14 protein-coding genes are annotated in these 17,796 nt (G+C 45.2%); 3 read left to right on the top strand and 11 right to left on the bottom strand.

Annotated features, from left to right (window positions below; translation table 11 throughout):
* Positions 1-22 precede the first annotated feature (22 nt).
* The 5 genes from O8C68_13410 to O8C68_13390 all read right to left on the bottom strand — a co-directional run bounded on the left by O8C68_13410 (position 23) and on the right by O8C68_13390 (position 6,217).
* Positions 23-2,914, bottom strand: a complete 2,892-nt coding sequence (locus tag O8C68_13410; GenBank protein MCZ7396789.1) for a GAF domain-containing protein — start codon at positions 2,912-2,914, stop codon at positions 23-25.
* The gene (locus O8C68_13405; protein MCZ7396788.1) at positions 2,911-3,276 is read right to left on the bottom strand and encodes a response regulator; all 366 of its coding nucleotides are present in this window, start codon (positions 3,274-3,276) and stop codon (positions 2,911-2,913) included. Before O8C68_13405 ends, O8C68_13410 begins: the two co-directional genes overlap by 4 nt.
* A complete protein-coding gene (locus tag O8C68_13400) occupies positions 3,269-3,589 on the bottom strand; it encodes a hypothetical protein (protein MCZ7396787.1) in 321 nt (106 codons plus the stop codon). The genes O8C68_13405 and O8C68_13400 overlap by 8 nt, the downstream gene beginning before the upstream one ends.
* A gap of 306 nt (positions 3,590-3,895) precedes the next feature.
* Positions 3,896-5,377, bottom strand: coding sequence for a hypothetical protein (locus O8C68_13395; protein ID MCZ7396786.1), 1,482 nt, complete (start codon positions 5,375-5,377; stop codon positions 3,896-3,898).
* Positions 5,378-5,443: 66 nt separating this feature from the next.
* The gene (locus O8C68_13390; protein MCZ7396785.1) at positions 5,444-6,217 is read right to left on the bottom strand and encodes a sugar phosphate isomerase/epimerase; all 774 of its coding nucleotides are present in this window, start codon (positions 6,215-6,217) and stop codon (positions 5,444-5,446) included.
* A 321-nt stretch (positions 6,218-6,538) separates the two neighbouring features.
* Here O8C68_13390 and O8C68_13385 point away from each other — a divergent pair, with 321 nt between their 5' ends.
* Positions 6,539-6,820: a hypothetical protein gene (locus tag O8C68_13385; protein ID MCZ7396784.1), complete on the top strand. Its 282-nt coding sequence runs from the start codon at positions 6,539-6,541 to the stop codon at positions 6,818-6,820.
* Between the two features lie 12 nt (positions 6,821-6,832).
* The gene (locus O8C68_13380; protein MCZ7396783.1) at positions 6,833-7,243 is read left to right on the top strand and encodes a PIN domain-containing protein; all 411 of its coding nucleotides are present in this window, start codon (positions 6,833-6,835) and stop codon (positions 7,241-7,243) included.
* A 149-nt stretch (positions 7,244-7,392) separates the two neighbouring features.
* On the opposite strand, the gene O8C68_13375 is transcribed toward O8C68_13380, so the two are convergent.
* The 6 genes from O8C68_13375 to thsA form a co-directional block, all read right to left on the bottom strand.
* On the bottom strand, positions 7,393-8,961 hold the full coding sequence (locus O8C68_13375) for an ATP-binding protein (GenBank protein MCZ7396782.1): 1,569 nt from the start codon (positions 8,959-8,961) through the stop codon (positions 7,393-7,395).
* Positions 8,958-9,476, bottom strand: coding sequence for a hypothetical protein (locus tag O8C68_13370; GenBank protein ID MCZ7396781.1), 519 nt, complete (start codon positions 9,474-9,476; stop codon positions 8,958-8,960). Before O8C68_13370 ends, O8C68_13375 begins: the two co-directional genes overlap by 4 nt.
* Complete coding sequence (locus tag O8C68_13365; protein MCZ7396780.1) at positions 9,473-10,618, bottom strand: DNA double-strand break repair nuclease NurA; 1,146 nt, start codon at positions 10,616-10,618, stop codon at positions 9,473-9,475. Before O8C68_13365 ends, O8C68_13370 begins: the two co-directional genes overlap by 4 nt.
* A 225-nt stretch (positions 10,619-10,843) precedes the next feature.
* On the bottom strand, positions 10,844-13,162 hold the full coding sequence (locus O8C68_13360; GenBank protein ID MCZ7396779.1) for an SMC family ATPase: 2,319 nt from the start codon (positions 13,160-13,162) through the stop codon (positions 10,844-10,846).
* Positions 13,163-14,458 carry a DNA repair exonuclease gene (locus O8C68_13355; protein MCZ7396778.1) on the bottom strand — a complete coding sequence of 432 codons (1,296 nt, stop codon included), beginning with the start codon at positions 14,456-14,458 and terminating at the stop codon, positions 13,163-13,165. It abuts the gene before it with no gap.
* A 154-nt stretch (positions 14,459-14,612) separates the two neighbouring features.
* On the bottom strand, positions 14,613-16,265 hold the full coding sequence (thsA, locus tag O8C68_13350) for a thermosome subunit alpha (protein MCZ7396777.1): 1,653 nt from the start codon (positions 16,263-16,265) through the stop codon (positions 14,613-14,615).
* Between the two features lie 249 nt (positions 16,266-16,514).
* On the opposite strand from thsA, the gene O8C68_13345 reads away from it, so the two are divergent.
* Positions 16,515-17,687: an argininosuccinate synthase gene (locus tag O8C68_13345; GenBank protein MCZ7396776.1), complete on the top strand. Its 1,173-nt coding sequence runs from the start codon at positions 16,515-16,517 to the stop codon at positions 17,685-17,687.
* Positions 17,688-17,796: the final 109 nt, after the last annotated feature.

Below are 17,796 nucleotides of genomic sequence, written 5' to 3'. Positions count from 1 at the left end.
GAAACTATTTACAAACATGCCTTTAACTTTTAATTCGCGGTAAGAGTACATGAACCGTCGCCCCTTTTCCGACCTCGCTTTCGATCCAGATTTCGCCTTTATGTGCATCAACAATACTCTTGCATATATAAAGCCCAAGACCCGTTCCTCCGTATTTCCTGGCCAGGGAGGCATCAGCCTGGTAAAATCTCTGGAAAAGAAAGGGGAGCACACTCTTGGGAATACCCACGCCCGTATCTGTAACGCTCGTATGCACACTGTTCTTTTCTTCCCAGGCTTTTATTGTGATTTTGCCTCCCACTGGTGTGAATTTTATGGCATTGTCCATAAGGTTCAGGAATACCTCTGTCAACCTGTCCCTGTCTCCCATAGCCGCAAGGTTTGAAGGTACGTCTTTTATAATGCTTATGTTCTTTTTCCCTGCCAGAACATTCATATCTGCCATGGAAGCGGTTATTATTTCATCGATGAGCTGTGGTTTTGGCTTCATCTTAATCTCAGGCTTGCCCATCTGCTGTATGCTCAAAAACAAAAGACTGTCGATCAGCCGCGTGAGCCTGTCCGTATTTCTGATTATGGCTTCCAGTGCTTTTTTCTGAGTCTCTGGTATGGTGCCTAATTTTTCATCGTACATCAACTCGCTGTATCCGCGAATTGAGACAAGCGGAGTCTTGAGTTCATGGGAAACGTTTGAAAGGAACTCGCTCTTCATCCTATCCAGGGATTTAAGCTCGTCGTAAGCCGACTGCAATTTTTCATAAGAGACCCTGGCTTCCTGATACAACCTTGCGTTTTCAATTGCCACTCCTATCTGGCTGCCTATGGATGCAAGGACATCAATATCATCTTTCGAGAATACCCTGCGCCTGCGGTTGGCAAGGTTCATGGCTCCCACAACCTTGCCTTTAGCAATTAGAGGTGTACCTACAAGCGTAATCAGCCCTTCTTTTTCTAAGTAGGGCAGAAGTTCACGAGTGGGGAAATGATCTATATCAGTAACGAAAGGCTTTTTATTTTGGGCAGCAGTTCCTGCTATACCTTCACCCAATTTTATCTCAGAAACTGCCCTGACAAAAGTCTCTGACAAGCCTATCGAAGTTTTAAATTTCAGTTTCTTTTCAGTTTCTTCAAGCAGATAGATGGCACCTGCATCGGATGAAGTCACCTGGATGGTCTTGGCAAGCGCCTCTTTGAAGATTTCATCCAGGTCTAATGACTGGCTCACCACCCTGTCTATTTCAAAAAGCGTCTCGAGAGTTTTGTCATGGTACTGGAGTTCTGAGTACAGATGGGCATTTTCAATGGCAATTGCCGCCTGGTTTGCAATCGTCTGGCAGACCCCGATTTCCTCCACAGTGAATTCTTTAACTTCACCAAGGCTGCTCAACTGCATTGTCCCAAGCGTTTTCTCCCCGATAATAAGCGGCATTACAAGGATAGACCTGATATTCAGCCTGTCCGCCATCTCTTTTTCTTTTGGAGAGAGGTCCGCCTTTTTGGTATCCGGCACAAGCACATACTGCTTTCTGGTATATGCTTCACTCAGTGATGGAAAGTCCTTAAGGTACAATATTTCTCCCTGGGACGGCTTCAATTGGTTTCCGGGGCTGTATTCAGAAGCCACAGTCCCGTAATCCTTTCCTCCTTCCACAAGTGCGATGGAACAATAGGAGACATTGACTATTCTTACCGCTTCCCTGACCGCTATTCCCAGAACTTTATTTAAATCCAGACCGCTTGAAATGCTCTGGTTAGTTTTTATAAGCGCAGCAAGCTCAAGGTTTCTCCTGTTTAAATCCTTGGTTCTTTCCTTTACCTTCTGCTCCAGACCCTCATATACCTCCCTCAATTTTTGCACCATGATATTGAAAGACCCTGCAAGTTCGCCGATTTCATCCCTGCTCTCAGGTTCTATCTCCACTGTCAGGTAACCTTTGGCAACTTTTTTTGATGCATCTGTAAGTCTTACGAGAGGAGCTGTAAACCTTCTCCCGAGCATGTATGCCAGCACAACAACTACGGCAAAATAGAACATACCAAGTGCAATGGATCTCTCCTCAAACCTGGTTACTGGCATCAATGCTTCGGACGCATCCATCTTTACCACAAGACCCCAGTCCCCTGCAGGGATATAGGAATACGCGGCAAAAACCTCCTTTCCGCGGTAATCGAACGCCTGGATGGTTCCGTTCTTTCCTTCTGCAGCAAGAATTGCGGGAATGGCAAGGTTAGAATCCATGGGAAATTTCATGCGCAGCGCAGCATCAGGATTATGGCGTAAAGGATTCAAAAAGACGACCTCGTTCCCTCTTTTCTGGACAAGAAGAGCCTCGCCGCTTTCACCCAGAGCGGTATAATCGTTTGTAACATCGTATATGAACATTGGATAAACGGTGGCTGCAATTACACCTATGAATCTACCCGTGCTTCTATTAAATACAGGATACGATAGTATATATCCGGTATTGTTATCGTAATAATTTATATTTCCAAGATACAGAGCTTCTTTGCCTTTTTTAAAAAACTCTTCTTCGCTGTAGTTTTTATTTAGAAGCCCGCTTTCCGTAGAAGCCAGAACTATGCCGTTTACGTCAAGGGCAGATATTTCAAAGAATTCTGGAATCTCCCGTTTTACTCTCAAAAGATTTAGATTGATATCACCCGTATTTCTATTTTCAAGCTGCTGCAGGAAGTTGGCGGTGGCAACTTCCTTAACCTGCTCTATCCTGAAGTTCACAACTGTTGAGATATGGGTGCTCTTTGCCTCAACAAGTCCACTTAGATCTTCGAATACCTTTTTCTCAAGGGTATCCTTTTCTGTTGAATAATTGATGTAGCTTATTACCGCATAGGGCAGGATTGAGATTGCTATTAGAAAAATTATTAACTTATATCTTATACTCAGGTTTTTCACAACTCAACCAGCTTTTTGACCCTTTCCACCAGATCTTTTCTTCCAAATGGTTTGGTTATATAATCATTCACTTTAAGCACATGCAGTCCGAGCATTTTATCTATATCCTGGTTCCTTACCGTGAGCATAGCCACAGGAAGATCCTCATATTTTTTTCTGATTTTTTTGAAAACCTCCCACCCATCCATTTCTGGCATCATTATATCCAGCAGCACTGCCGCAGGTTTTTCTATTTCGAGTTTTTCAAGACACTCCCTGCCGCTGTATGCCGGAATAACCTCATACCCCTCGGTCTCAAGAACCAGTTTAATCAAATCCACGGTGTCTGGCTCATCGTCCACAACCATTATTTTTTTACTCATTTGATTTACCTCCTTGCTCTGATTTACCCCCAAGTTCATCCTTTAACCACCACCAATACTTAAAGGAAACAATAACAACGATAACATTACTTAAGAGAAGCAGGGATATATAGAGTCCCTGCACATCAAGAGAAGCGTGCTGCGGTATGGGGTGCAACTGTGCATGAACATATATGCTTGATAAAGCGATAATACATGCTACATAATCCCATAGATAATAAGGTGCAAGCCCAAGCCCGTTCCCCATTCGTGCACTGAGCTTCGCCAGCACAAGATAAAAAATGACAATACCAATCGTCCCAACCGATAGCAACAGCAGATGCAGCTCTGGTGTAATCCTAATCCCTCCCTGTCATTACATAGTAAAGCCGCAGGCTTGCAGCGGCTAATAAAATGCCACCTGAGGCAAAAAAGACGCTTCCTGTGTCACTGAAAAAGTCATAAAGAAAAATTAAAAAAGAAACGATGAATAAACCACCCGATATGATAAAAAGATAAGGGAATACACGCTTTTTAAAAACTTTCTCATAAAAATAAGCAATACTAAAAGGAAATCCGATAAGAAACACGTATGTAATACCCAGAACCAGAATCAAGATTAGAAAAATCGTATTATTGATCAACGCTTTTCACCGAACGCTTCTTTGAATACATCCGCAGGCGTTTTGCGCGCACTCCCGCTGAGTACGCTTTCATACCCTTTCATTGCAGCCTTGACATTGATGCCCTTTTCTGTGATTTCAAATTCCCGTATCTCGGTGTCGTGCTCGATGCCGCGGGATTTCAGTATGCTCAGGACGCCGTATATCTTTCCATCGATCTCAACATGCCGCAGGAGAATAATGTTATCGACCGCACCTGACAGAGCTTCATGGGTTAATTTGACTGCCCCGAAAAGTTCAGAAATCTCGCTGCTGACGCAGGTTGTCACGCTCATGGATGAAAAGAGATCGAGCAGCACGGTGATATAGTTTTTACGTTCTATATCCTCGGGAATCGATGTCTCAAGGTTTTCTATACCGTCAAATAAAATGCGTTTCACATTATTTTTTATTATTTTTCTTTTTAATATCAAAGCCTCTTCATCAGGCATATACAAAACAGGAGAAATATACAGGACTTCCAGCATTTTTTTGTTTATATATGGTTCAAGCCTCAAGCCAAAGGTTTTTGCATTCCGTATGAGCTTCGAAGGGCGCTCTTCCAGGGAAATTACCAACGCATTCTCTCCCTTGAGAAGACCATCACAAATAAAATGTAGACCAAATGTGGTTTTGCCTGTGCCTGTTGTTCCTGAAATCAATAAGACATCGTCTTTCAGAATTCCTCCTTTCAGCATCTTATCAAGTCCAAGGATGCCTGTACTGACTTTGACAGACAGGGCAGGCTTTTCTTCCGCTGCAGGTAAAAGCCGCGGAAAGACAACTATGCCCTTATCCCTGATATCAAAAGAATGCTTCCCTGCGATGTACTTTTGTCCCCTCATTTTAAGGATGCGAATATTCCGTTCCACCCGCATGCCCACGGTTTCCTCGGAAAGATATATTATCGCATCTGCAAGGTACCCCACCACATTTTTGCGAAGGTCTTCGAGTACGAATTCGCCTGTTATAATTACCAGCGTGTTCCAGCTTTTCATGGAAGTGAATAAATCAAAATAGAACCCGCGCCGCTCATCATCGCTAACCGGTCTTCCCTCAAACGATTTAAGAATGTCTCCGAGTACCGTCAGCGGGTCGATGACGATCCTTGAGGGCTTAAGTAAGGATATTCTCGTGTTAATGAATTCCAGAATCGCATCATGTCCCTGCTTTAATAAGGATTCGCTTATGCTGACGATGTTCATTTTGTTAGTTTCATACAGCGACTGGTCATAGAAGGAAAAGCGCGACATGTAGCTGTTAATCATCGCAGGGGGTTCGGAGAGGGTTGAAATAAAAAGACATGTCTCGCCTGATTTTGCTGCATTGAAGAGCGATTCGGCCGCGAATGTGGTCTTCCCGCTTCCTGCAGCCCCTGCTACCAGTACAACCGAAGGCTTATTGAAGCCACCTTCAAGGATGTCATCCAATTCAGGAATATACGAAGGAACGATGTTCATTATACCCTCCTGTTCTGATTAAATAATAGGTTAAATTCTATATAAGGTTTGGGTAATATTTTTAATTTATTTAATACTGTTCAAATATTTTAAACTCGCAGTCCCCTCTTCCACTGTCCTAGCCTCGGTCACGAACCTGCCTTTATATCCCTTGAGTTTCCTCATGACCTCTTTCCAGTTTATGTTACCTTTGCCGAGTTCGAGATGTTCATCGCTTTTCCCCTTGTTATCGTGGAGATGCACATGCACAACTTTACTCAAATCTTCCAGGAATTCAAAAACATTGCCGTTTGTATTGGCGTGTCCAATATCAAGCGTCAATCCAACGTTCTCCCTCTCCAGGGATTCAATCATCCCCAGAATCTCACCCGGCTGTTTTCCGAAGACATGCTGCATGTTTACCATGTTCTCCACTCCAATTGTAATGCTGAGCTCATCCGCAAAATCGCAGATTGACCGCAAGCCTTCAAGACTCTGCTGCCATGCCATATCAGGCAATTGCATCCCGAGAGGAGAGAGATGACCGGGATGAACAACAGCAAGCTCCACGAAGTCCGAGGCTCTTTCGATGCACTTGGTCATCTGCCGGATTGTCTCTTTCCAGATGGGATGATTCAAACTTCCAAGATTAAGGTCGGAGAAGGGAAGATGAAGCGTAAGTACAAGATGCGTGGTTTCGACAACATTCCTTATTTCTGACAGTGTTCCTTCATTTAACTGCTGCCTGCCTTCGCTCACCACTTCCCAGCCCGAAAAGCCCAGGTCTTCAAGGTCATAAGCCCAGTCAAAAGGGTTGTTCACGAGGGCAAGGGATGAGAAGCTGACTTTCATGAGGGTCATATTTGCTTTAATGATATAAGGATTATTTGGATAAATTGGGTAGCAATCCCACAGAAATTTGTAAGAAGCGCTGCATGAAAGGAGTATCTGCCATCTATAAACTTCACACCCCCACATCCATCTTCCCTTACTTGCGATGCTATACTAATAAAACAAGCAAAACGATTAAATCTTGGCATTGAAGTTGTCCAGTAGGATTATTGGGTGATTAAGGTGGTGAAGGCAGAGTTGGGGGAAATAGATTTTACTTGATTATATTACTCAAGAAGGAGCGAAACAGATTTATAGTGTTAGTCTTACATAGTAAGTGGAGTAAGACACATGGGAATAGAAACAGTAATAATGAGCACAAAGGGACAAGTGATCATCCCTGCAAGACTCAGGAAAAAGTACGGGCTTAAAAAAGGCAAGAAGCTGGTACTTATGGAGGAGGAGGGCTATATTAAGATGTTACCTCCGACAGATCTTAGAAAACTTTGTGGTTCGTGGCCAGACCTTGACGTGGAAGCTTTGACAAAAGAAATAATAGAAGATCGGGAGCGCGATGAAGAGATAGAAAAAGAGAGGGAGAGGTTAATAGAAAAGACATTAAGAAGAACTTGAAGAAGTGATCGGATGGATAGGATTTTAATAGATACGATGCATCTGGCGAAACTTTTCAAAGATGATTCTTATCTTGACTTAGCCGGCGCAATAACTGATGGGGATATCGAGGCAATATGTTCGGTTATCTCCCTCACAGAATTAACAAAAAGACTGGGCATGATAGATGAGGAACGAATGCGTAAAACTAGGCAAGAACTATTATCTTCTAGATTGATTTTTGTAAATGTTACCCGTACAATCGCAATGCGCGCCGGAGATCTGCGTCTAAGATATGATATCCCCACAGTTGATTCTGTGATTGCAGCAACGGGTGTGGTTGAAAATATCAGGAATATTCTCACGGACGATACCCGTCATTTCGAGGCTACAAAGAATTTGATCAAGCCGATTGACTTGAAAGCGGCGATGAAGCTGGTTTGAAATCCCTAATAAAAATGATAAAATATGCGAATAGCTTTCGAAACATCATGCCTTTTTCCATTGTTTGTATTTACTCCATATACATACCCATTGTACGATACATTAGGTGGCCACGAATTGATGCCCTCAGAAAACAAAGTGGTTGATAACTAAACCCCCACATCCATCTCCTCATCCGCTCTCACTTCCGGCGCCTCATTCTTCTCCTCATACTTTCTCTGCGCCTGCCACAGCGCCGGCGCATCCTTGCTCTTTCCCTTGACATCACTCGTGTGCCTCTTCCTTATTTTCACAAGCGCTGGCGTGTTTATCCCCACGCCTGAGATTATCGCCTGACCCTTCGCAAGCGCTGGCAGCTCTGATATCAGTTCCCTGCTCGCAGACTCGATGCTCTGGGCGATCTGCTGCTGGTCTGTGGGGTTGATTATTCGCATCGTGATCTGGGTCATGCACTGGGAAAGCGAATCCGCATCTAATTTGCTCGGGCGCTGGGAGACCAGGCATACGCCCACGCCGAACTTCCTGCCTTCAGATAGAATAGTTTTAAGGATGCCCTTTGATTTCGCCTCGCCGCTGTGCGGCGCAAACCTGTGCGCCTCTTCGATAACCACGAATACAGGATAGGGCAGGAACTTATCCACATGGGATTCATTGTACCTGTTGTTCTCAGTGCCCTCGCGCGCATCGAACAGCCGGCGCAGCATGACCGATGCTATCAACTGCTGGAAGGCTTCCTCGATGCCTGAGACATCCAGTATCGTAAGCTGTCCTACTTTGAAATAATCAGCAAGTGGAATTGTCTGGAAATCATCGAATATGTTGGCGTAAATCTTCCCAAACCTCCATAGGATGCCTTCGATAGTGGGTTTGTTTGTTTCGTCGCCCAGCGCCTCTATCTCAGTTTTAAGTTCATTGCGCGTGAATGGTTTCTTGCTGTTGTTTTTAAGGTTATGATAGGCTGATCTAAAGATGGTTTTCATCTTATCAGACATGGTGCCGTCGTCCATTATACTGATAAAATCGCTTACAAGAAGGTCACTAATGCGTATTTTTATATCCTTTGGCTTTACGGTTTTTACTTTTGGACGATAAGAAGGCGTGATGAACTCCAGTCTATTCTGAACCTCGCTCAACGTGGAGTATTCACCGTGTGGATCAAAAATCAGAACCGGCGCCATGTTATAAGGTTTCAAGAGCTCTTCAACCAGAACCCCGACAGTATATGATTTCCCTGCACCTGTGGATGCAATGACAGACAGATGCTGGCTCACGATATCGCGAACAGACAATACCATATCCGTATTGGAACCCAGAATAGTTCCCATAAATGCAGAGCCTGATGTGCCTTTTTGAACTTTGTTCACATCCTTCAGGACATCATCACCGGCTTGTTCTATTTTTACACCGCATGCAGGATTTGTCCTGGGGTTTATGAATTCGCCCATGGCATTATCGAAATAACCTATAACCGAAGCTGAATATGAATAATACTTAAAATCCTGAGGGTCAAAGCCGTAAAATCTCGATATTTCCTCTGCCTCGATTTTCATATCAGTAAGGAACTCCTCAGGATATTGATTCCTTGGCTCGCCGTGTTTTACCCTGCACAGAATCTTTTTTCCAGTATCGGTATAGGACACGAACATCCCTTTTGGGAGCCGCTCACATGAAATAAAAGTGAAACCCTGTTCATCTGAAAAATTGACAGTCCCGATCATTTGCCATCCCTCTCAATATATTTTCTAACCAGCCTGAGCATTGCTGTGCATTCAGGAAACTGGGTCTCAAGCTGTGCAAGCATGCTGAAGAGAACTTTTTTATCAAGCTCCGTGTTAGTATGGAAATATGCGATGCTGGGCTTGCCATTACTGGTATGGAATTCCCTTAACTCATCAGGATTCAAAATCTCAACACAGTCCCTGACATCCGGTGGGGAATCTAGTTCGTATTTCGCCTCTCCCTTACTCATTACCCCCAATCCATGAATGACATAATAACTGTTCCTGAAATCCTCATTAAAGGGGGCATACTTTGGCTGCATGTCAGGCTCGATATAAGGAATCAGGTCTTCGCGTATCGAGTGCGTGATGTTTTTTATGACACCTATTATAATTCCATCATCCTTTTTAATTTTAACAAACCTGCCGATGCGCTCTTTTTGTGCATCCGGCGGTATTTTTACCAGATATGTGTTTGCGTTTTCAACCCGGATTATGTCTCCTAATGCCATCATATCACCCTTTTATGAAAATATTTTGCGCTCTTATGTATCTTAATCCCATGTGCCTTGCAGAAATTATCAAACATCCCGTAGAACAAAGTATGCTCATTCAACCGTATAATAGCCGCATCATGCGCCCGCATCAGGATATCAGGGTAATTGCCACGGATCACACACTGGGCGCGTATGATGTCTGCGATTTTATCAACCAGCCCTTTTTCATATGCCCATGCCGGGAATTCAACGCGCGCCGGAAGACCGCTGCTCAATCTCATATAAAAAAAGGCTATATCATTCCTAAACGATTCATAGTTATCCAGCACGGATCTGGATTCCCCGCCTCTTCTATCGTCCCTGTCGCAAACAAATGCTGCTGTCCTCTCTCCCCATAGAAGGCTGGAAAAAAGATGCGTGTCAGACAGTTTACTCTTTTTTAATTTGAAAAAGAAATGCATCATAAGGGTAATATCCCGCGGCATTGTTGTATCGATAAAACCGATCACAGGATTCTCTGTTTTTTTAGAGGCATCAAGAAGCTTAATGATTGCGTTTATGTAAATCTGCCTGATATTCCTGTTCAGCACGTTTATATGAGATAGAATAAGCGCCCCGTCCAGCAGGACGCAGAGCTTTTCATGTTCCCTGATGAGCGCTATGATGGAATCGCATTCCATGGAAAAACGGCGCGCATCCACGTATTCGCTTCCGAAGGAATACACGCTTGCAGCCTCGAACTCATCAGGTGTTATTATCGCAGCCTCTGTTTCCTGTTTATACTCTCTTTTGTCGGTATGCCTGTTAAATATGCACGATGCCTGAAGCACTGCAATTGGCATCTCAAAATTCTTATCCGAATATATCTGGCTTCCGTCAACTGCTCCAACTGCAACTCCGCAAAGTACAGAGTCCACCCACTCCATCGCTTCATGTCGGTTTTTCCAGTTATATTGAAAAGGATGGATGAGTTTTCCCTCTTCAAGGATTTTAGCTCCGCTGTACGAAGGGAGACGCCCGTTCATTGAAATATCAATACTCGTCCATTTTGCAAGTTCTTTCCTGTACTCCTCTGTTAATTCTGAGCGCTCAACATCGTACGATTTTATTGCGGCAAGCTTGGCATCAAACTGCAAAGAGATGTTTTTCAGGTCTATCATAAAGGGTTACGCCCCTTTATGACGTCCCGAGTCACGCCTCGGGAGGGCGTGTTGGGGTATGCTTTGCATACCCCTTCGTTTGATAAAACTTTCCTAAAGTTTTTCATAAAGGGTTACGCCCCTTTATGACATCCCGAGTCACGCCTCGGGAGGGTGTGTCCACGTATGGCTTCGCCATACGTGTGCGCGGTGTAAACTGACGCAACAGTTTTTGATAAAACTTTCTTAAAGTTTTTCATGAATAACCCTGCTTTCACCATTGATTTTTTCGATTTTCACAACATGTCCGTATTTCTCATTAAACGTGTCATCGTGGGATATAACAAAAATTTGTTTGAAGCCTTTGATGTTCATTATCTGCTCTGAGAGGTTCTCTCTTCGTATCTCATCCATGTTCTGCGTGGGTTCATCGAGAAACACGAAATCCGAGTTGGAAAGCATCTTGAGGAGCGCAAGTCGCAGAGCAAGCGCTGCCCCCATTTTCTCACCCCCGCTTAACTGCTGGAAATTTTTCTCCTCACCGCTCTCGGTAATTAATATCCCGTAGTCCTCGCTCCATCGCAATTCCTGTGAGAAGTCGTCCATGATAGCGCAGTAAAGACTGTTTGCCTCTTCGCTTATCTCACTTATCAGTTCAAGAACGATATGCTGCGCAGAATCCCGCAGTGTCTCGCGGATGAACTTTGCAAAATCCCCGAAGCGCTTCTCGTTTTCAAGCTTTGCCTCAAATTCGCCAATCTTTGTTAGATAGCTCATCATTTCAGCAATCTCTTTATCAAGCTTCAGGAACTGGCGGTCTTTTTCTTTTATTTCCACCTCAAAACCGCGAACTTTTGCCCCAAGCTCCACACATTCATGTTCGGCGCCCTCAAGCGCCTTTGCGCTAAAACCTAAAGCCATCCCGTCATATAGCTTTTGGGATTGCACAAGCCTATTATCATCCTCAACGATTGTTTTTCCAAGCTTCTCGCACTCATTCCTATATTCCACAGACTTTGCTGCAAGCGGCTGGTTCTGCACATATCTCTGGTATAGAGGTTCAAGTTCCGTTAGCTTTTTCTTCACCTCGCTTGCATCCATATCAAGAGAAAGGTATCTTTCAAGGGCAGTTTTAAGTAGAGATGCTTCGCTTTCTTTTTCAGAGATTTTTTCTATTTCCCCGGATATTTTTTCAATATCCTGCGCACCTTTTTTGGCAAGCAGTTCCAGAGCCTTCATTTTACTTCGCGGGTCGCCAAGAACATTTAATTCTGAATTCATGGCTTTCAGTGTATCTTCAGAAGCCCCAAGTCTTTTCTGTGCCTCTGCAAGCTGCTCCCTGAAATATGAAGAAAAATCCGCCACTGTGCTGCACCTGATCCCTTTTATCACAGGACAAAGGTTCTCAGTGCCTGCGATGCTCATCCTGCCTTTTATATCCTTAATCTCATTGAGCGCGACTGCATGTTCCCCTTTTACGTTTTCAAGCTTCTCTTCAAGCTCATCCTGCTTTTCCAATAGAGGTATGAGAGCCGTCTTTTCACATGCGTTCTTTTCTATCTCGGCTTTCAACGCCTCAAGACGCATGCGTTTTTCATTCAATCCTGCAAGCTCATTTTTAATCCCGTTTAACCTGTCCTTCAGCACATCACGTTCTTTTCGCATACCCTCAAGCTTTTCCTGTTTCTTTCTCTCTTCTTCGTATCTTTCTTTATCCGCCAAAAGTGCGGATACTATCTTCTGTGCTTCTTCGGATTTCTTAAGCTCGTCTTTTGACTTTTCAAGAAGCTGCTTCAATCCCTCTAGTTTTATGCGACCCTGTTTTATCTCATTTTCAAGCTTATCCATCGCATCCTTCTGCTTTTTGAGCGCATCCCGCCTGCCCTTAGCTACCTTCAGGGTCTCACTGCACTCTTTCAGGATTTTCTTTATGCTCTCAATGGTCTTTCCAAGTTCATCCCTCTCAATCTTTTTTTGCTCATAATTCTCTGTCCTGATGCGCAGCTCTCTGATGTCATTTTCTATGCTCCGTACGCTTTCATCTATCAGGATCATCGTGTTTCTGAGATTCTCGTAGGCATTCCTGTACTCGTCGACCTTGAGCATCTCATCAAATGTCTTTCTTCTCTTCGTTGGGGTATCCATGAATGCTGCCGTAAGCATGCCCTGCGGCACTCCAATCGTGTTTTCAAAAATCCGCGGCAATTCATCTTCAGTGGATACAGGGAATATGCTGCTGATGAGCCAGGAGAGAACGTCTTTTTTGCCTGTGATATGGAGATTCTCTCCCCGGACACTGTATTCGCCACCAAGTTTTCTTGTAAGTATGTAAGTCAAATTATTTGCGAGAACTTCAACAGAAACCATACCTGATTTTTCCCCGCGGCGCAGGAAGTCTGCATCTTTGTAGGGCAGGTAGTCAAACAGGACGTATCCTATTGCTTCGAGGATGGTAGTTTTCCCGTGCCCGTTCTGGCCGCTGATGCCGTTTATGCCTTCTTTGAACTCGATGGTTGCATGACGGTAGGATTTGATGTTCTTTAATTCCACGGATTTGATAAGCATTCATTCCCCCATGCGTGAAAGTAAGGTCTGTTGAGGATTTTCCATCTTATCTGTCCTGATATTATTTTCTGAGACATCGCTTTTTATTTTCGCAAAGCTCCATCTCAATTCTTTAAGGACTGAGTTCGCTTCGATATTCGCAGCAGCCATTTTTTTCACTTCGACCATTATCTTTACGACATCATCCACATTATCCCTGTACCTCCCGTCAAGTTTTATCCGGTCTGAGAATACACGAAGCTCTATCTGCTCGCGCGTAAGCCCCCGCACGTCCCCTTCTTTGATGGTGTATGGTGAATTTGTTCGCTGGAGCTTGACCTCCGACCACAGGGGTTTAAATTGTTCGATAAGCATATTCCTGATGCGATCCAGGTTCACATCGGATTTCGGGAAGTTCATCTCTCCATAGAGCATAAGTTCGATAAGCGGTGCCTTATCTGATTGGACTGTAGTTTCTCTTTCGATTTTAGCGTTGATTTTCGAATAAAGGTCTTCGAGAGTGGCGATATCGCTCATGTCAAGCCTGATGCGCCTGACGGGACGGGTAATGGGGGATATGAGTTTTGCACCATTATCCCGGATATGATAGAACCCCTTTGGCATATCATACTCGTTCAAGGACATCATTTCAACGCTGCCCGGGTTGAAAACCCATCCATCAAGTTCATATTTCGTATGATAATGCCCGAGCGCAAGGTAATCTACCACTTCTTTTAAGGGCAGGAGCGAATTATATGGTACCTCCCCGGCAACCTCCTGTTTTATCTGCCCTTCCATGCCAAAATGCATCATCAGGATGGTATATTTTTCTCCATTCGCAGCATTTATTTTCTTTATCTCCTCTGCTACCTGTGGAATTACAGAAACAGTGGATGAGCCAAGGTATTTCACCCCGAAGATGCGGAAATTATCCAGCTCCACGAAGTCGCCCATCAGTTTCACACCATTGGCTTCTTTCAGCCTTATGAGTTTGAGCAAACCCTGGGAGTTGAGTATCTCAAGCCAGCTTTTGCCGTCCTGGTAGAGAGCGAGGTCATGGTTTCCCTCAATGGCATACACCTGAGTGGAAGGGCTTTTCTCCCTGAGTTCTGAAAGCACCTTATACGCCTGTTCATACGTGGGCGCGTTTATGTTCCTTTTATGGAAGAGGTCGCCTGAGATGAGGATGAATTCGACCTTGTGGTCGATGGCGTATTGTATGACATATTGGAAGGCGCGGGCGTAGTCCTTGAAGCGCTCGAGGAGACCGTACTGCGCATAGCCGAGGTGGAAGTCGCTCGCGTGCAGGAAGTTCATAGGGATACATAAGAGTTCTATGGGTTAAAAATGGTTGTGTGAGCAAGGTGAAACTAATCATGAATCTAAAGATTCATGGATAAATAATGAAAAATAAAAGCTATCATACCGACTTATTCGTGTTGCGGTATAAGCAGAGAAAACCAACGAACACTTACATCATGCCAGGAGGCATTCCTCCCATACCGCACGGAGCGCCCCCTGGACCGCACGCCCCGCCTTCGGTACCTCCAGTGGCGGCAAGCACATCATCGATCCTCAGGATCATTATTGCAGTCTCGGTGGCTGAGTTCACAGCCTGCGTCTTCACGCGCAGGGGCTCAATAACCCCGTTCTTCCACATATCCTCGACCTTTCCGGTGAACACGTTCAGCCCGGCATCCTTCCTTCCTTTCTCGTGCTGGCTTCGAAGCTCAACAAGCATATCAATCGGGTCAAGCCCTGCATTCTCAGCAAGAGTTCTTGGAATGACCTCAAGAGCTTCTGCAAACTTCGAAACCGCCATCTGCTCCCTGCCTTTCATCCCCGAAGCATAGTCCTTCAATCTCAAGGCAAGCTCAATCTCAGGCGAACCTGCGCCCGCAACCAGTTTCTCATCCTCTATCGCCACGCCAACAACTCGCAATGCATCTTCAAGAGCCCGCTCCGTGCTGTCCACGACATGCTCCGTGCCGCCGTGGATTATGATGGATACAGCCCTTGGATTGCTGCATTCTGTGATGAAAAGCATCTTGTCCTCGCCGTGCCCCTTCAGCTCTACTAGTCCAGCGCTCCCCAGGTCGGATGCGTCAAAATCATCAACGCTTGTTATGAGATTTGCCCCGATAGCCCTGGCAACTTTCTCCATGTCCTTTTTCTCGACGCGTTCAACTGCAAAAATATTCGCTTTTGCCAGGAAATGCTGGGCAATATCCTCTATGCCGAGCTGGCAGAGCACAACGTTTGCCCCTGAAGCTGCGATTCGATTCACGATATCGTGAACGATCTGCTCTTCCTGGTCAAGATATCTGGTAAGCTCGCCGGGTGTTGAAATCTTAATCTCGGCTTCAAGCTCCATCTTGCTAAATTCTATGGGACGAGTGATGAGTGCAATCCTTGCATCCTTCACCTTGTTTGGCATATTGTGGTGTGCTTTATTCTTATCAAGAACAACGCCTTTTATAAGCTCGCTGTCGTCCACGCTTTTTCCCACTTTTTTCTCGATTTTTATATTATCGATATCCACCACTTTTTTTCCGTCTTCCTCATCCACTATGGATTTTATCGCTGCTACTGCAATTTCTGCAAGTTTTCCTTTTGCGCCCTCGGTCCCCTTCCCTGTCATTGCTGTTTTTGCAATATTAAGAAGCGCCTCCTCGTCATTCTCTGAAATTTTGTGGGTTATATCCTTCAGTATTTCAGCAGCCTTCTCTGCAGCCGCTCTGTAGCCTGTGGCAATGATTGTGGGATGCACGCCCTGTTCCAGCAGCTCCCCTGCGCGCTCAAGCAATTCCCCGGTGAGCACGGCAGCAGTTGTGGTGCCGTCCCCTACTTCATCGTCCTGGGTCTTGGCTACCTCAACAAGCATTTTTGCAGCCGGATGTTCGATGTCCATCTCCCTGAGGATGGTAACGCCGTCGTTTGTGATTGTAACATCCCCGCCGCTTACAAGCATCTTGTCCATGCCCTTTGGTCCCAGCGTTGTCCTCACAGCATCGGCTACGGCTTTTGCTGCCATGATGTTGCTGTTCCTGGCTTCCTGTCCGCGCGTTCTCTCAGTGCCTTCTCTCAAAATTATAATAGGCTGTCCGCCAAGTTGTGCTGCCATGATTATCGTTCTCCTTGTATTGTCATATGTAGTCTGATTTTAAGTACCCGACGAATTATATAAACCGTATAGAATTATACAGATATCGGGATGCCGTTGTGGCAAAACAATGTTTGATGTTCTATATAAGAATAACGGTTGAAGTTCTGGTGAATCTTCGGCGGTCAGTGTAAATTAATTTTGGTGAATCGTGGCTTCCTGCAAGGATAGACAAAAACTATTAATCTTCTCGCACTATTTAGCGAGACAATGAAAAAAGTAGTACTTGCATATTCGGGCGGGCTTGACACCTCGGTGTGCATACCCCTCCTGAAAGAACATTACGGCTGCGATTATGCCATCACGGTGACCGTGGATGTGGGACAGCCGACAAAAGAGATCCAGCAGGCGCAGAACAAAGCAGAAAAAATAAGCGACAAACATTACACCATAGACGCCAAGGAGGAGTTTGTAAAGGATTACATCTTCCCACTTATCAAAGCCAATGGCAGCTACGAAGGCTATGTTCTGGGCACGTCGATAGCCCGCCCCCTTATAGCGAAGAAAGTCGTGGAGATCGCACATAAAGAAAAAGCTCACGCCCTTGCGCATGGATGCACGGGCAAAGGCAACGACCAGTTGCGATTCGAAGCCGTGTTCAGGAGCACCGACCTCGAGGTCATAGCTCCCATGAGGGACATGAACCTCACCCGCGAGTGGGAGATGGATTATGCCAAGAAGCACGGGATACCTGTGGCAGCCACGAAATCAAAACCGTGGAGCGTGGATGAGAATATATGGAGCCGCAGCATCGAGGGCGGTCGTCTTGAGGAGCCTGATTTCATCCCTCCTGAGGAGATATTTGAATGGACTGTAGCGCCTGAAAAAGCGCCGGACGCAGAGAATATTGACGTCGGGTTTGAATGCGGCGTGCCTGTATCCCTGGATGGCAAAAAGCTGGAGGGCGTTTCGTTGATCCAGAAACTCAACAGAATAGGCGGTTCACACGGCGTGGGACGCACGGATATGATGGAGGACAGGGTGCTGGGCTTGAAGGCAAGGGAGAACTATGAGCATCCGGCTGCCACGGTACTATTAACAGCGCACAAAGACCTTGAAAAACTTGTGCTTACCAGAGAGGAACTTAGATTCAAGTCCGTCGTGGATGAAACGTGGAGCGAGCTTGCATATAAAGGGCTTGTGGATGAGCCCCTGTATTCTGATTTGAATGCTTTTATTGACAGGACACAGGAAAGAGTGACAGGAAACGTGAAGGTCAGGCTCTACAAAGGCAGCGCGAAGGTGGTTGCGAGGGATTCGCCGTTTGCTCTGTATTCTGCCGACCTCTCGTCGTTCGACAGCAAGACGATAGACCAGAAGGATGCCGAGGGGGTCTGTAAGTACCACGGCTTCCAGGCGCGGATGTTCAGGAAGTTGTGCTAAAAAATGAGCTCGCTACCGATTTAAAATAACAAAAACAAAGCAAAAATGATAATGCTTATAAATAAAGCTTCCGCTATAAAATTCCTTCTGCCTTTTCCAATGCTCTCAT

The organism is Candidatus Methanoperedens sp., assembly GCA_027460525.1.
Lineage (GTDB): Archaea > Halobacteriota > Methanosarcinia > Methanosarcinales > Methanoperedenaceae > Methanoperedens.
Note: the sequence above shows the minus strand (reverse complement) of the source record. Positions and strands in the feature narration are given on the sequence as shown.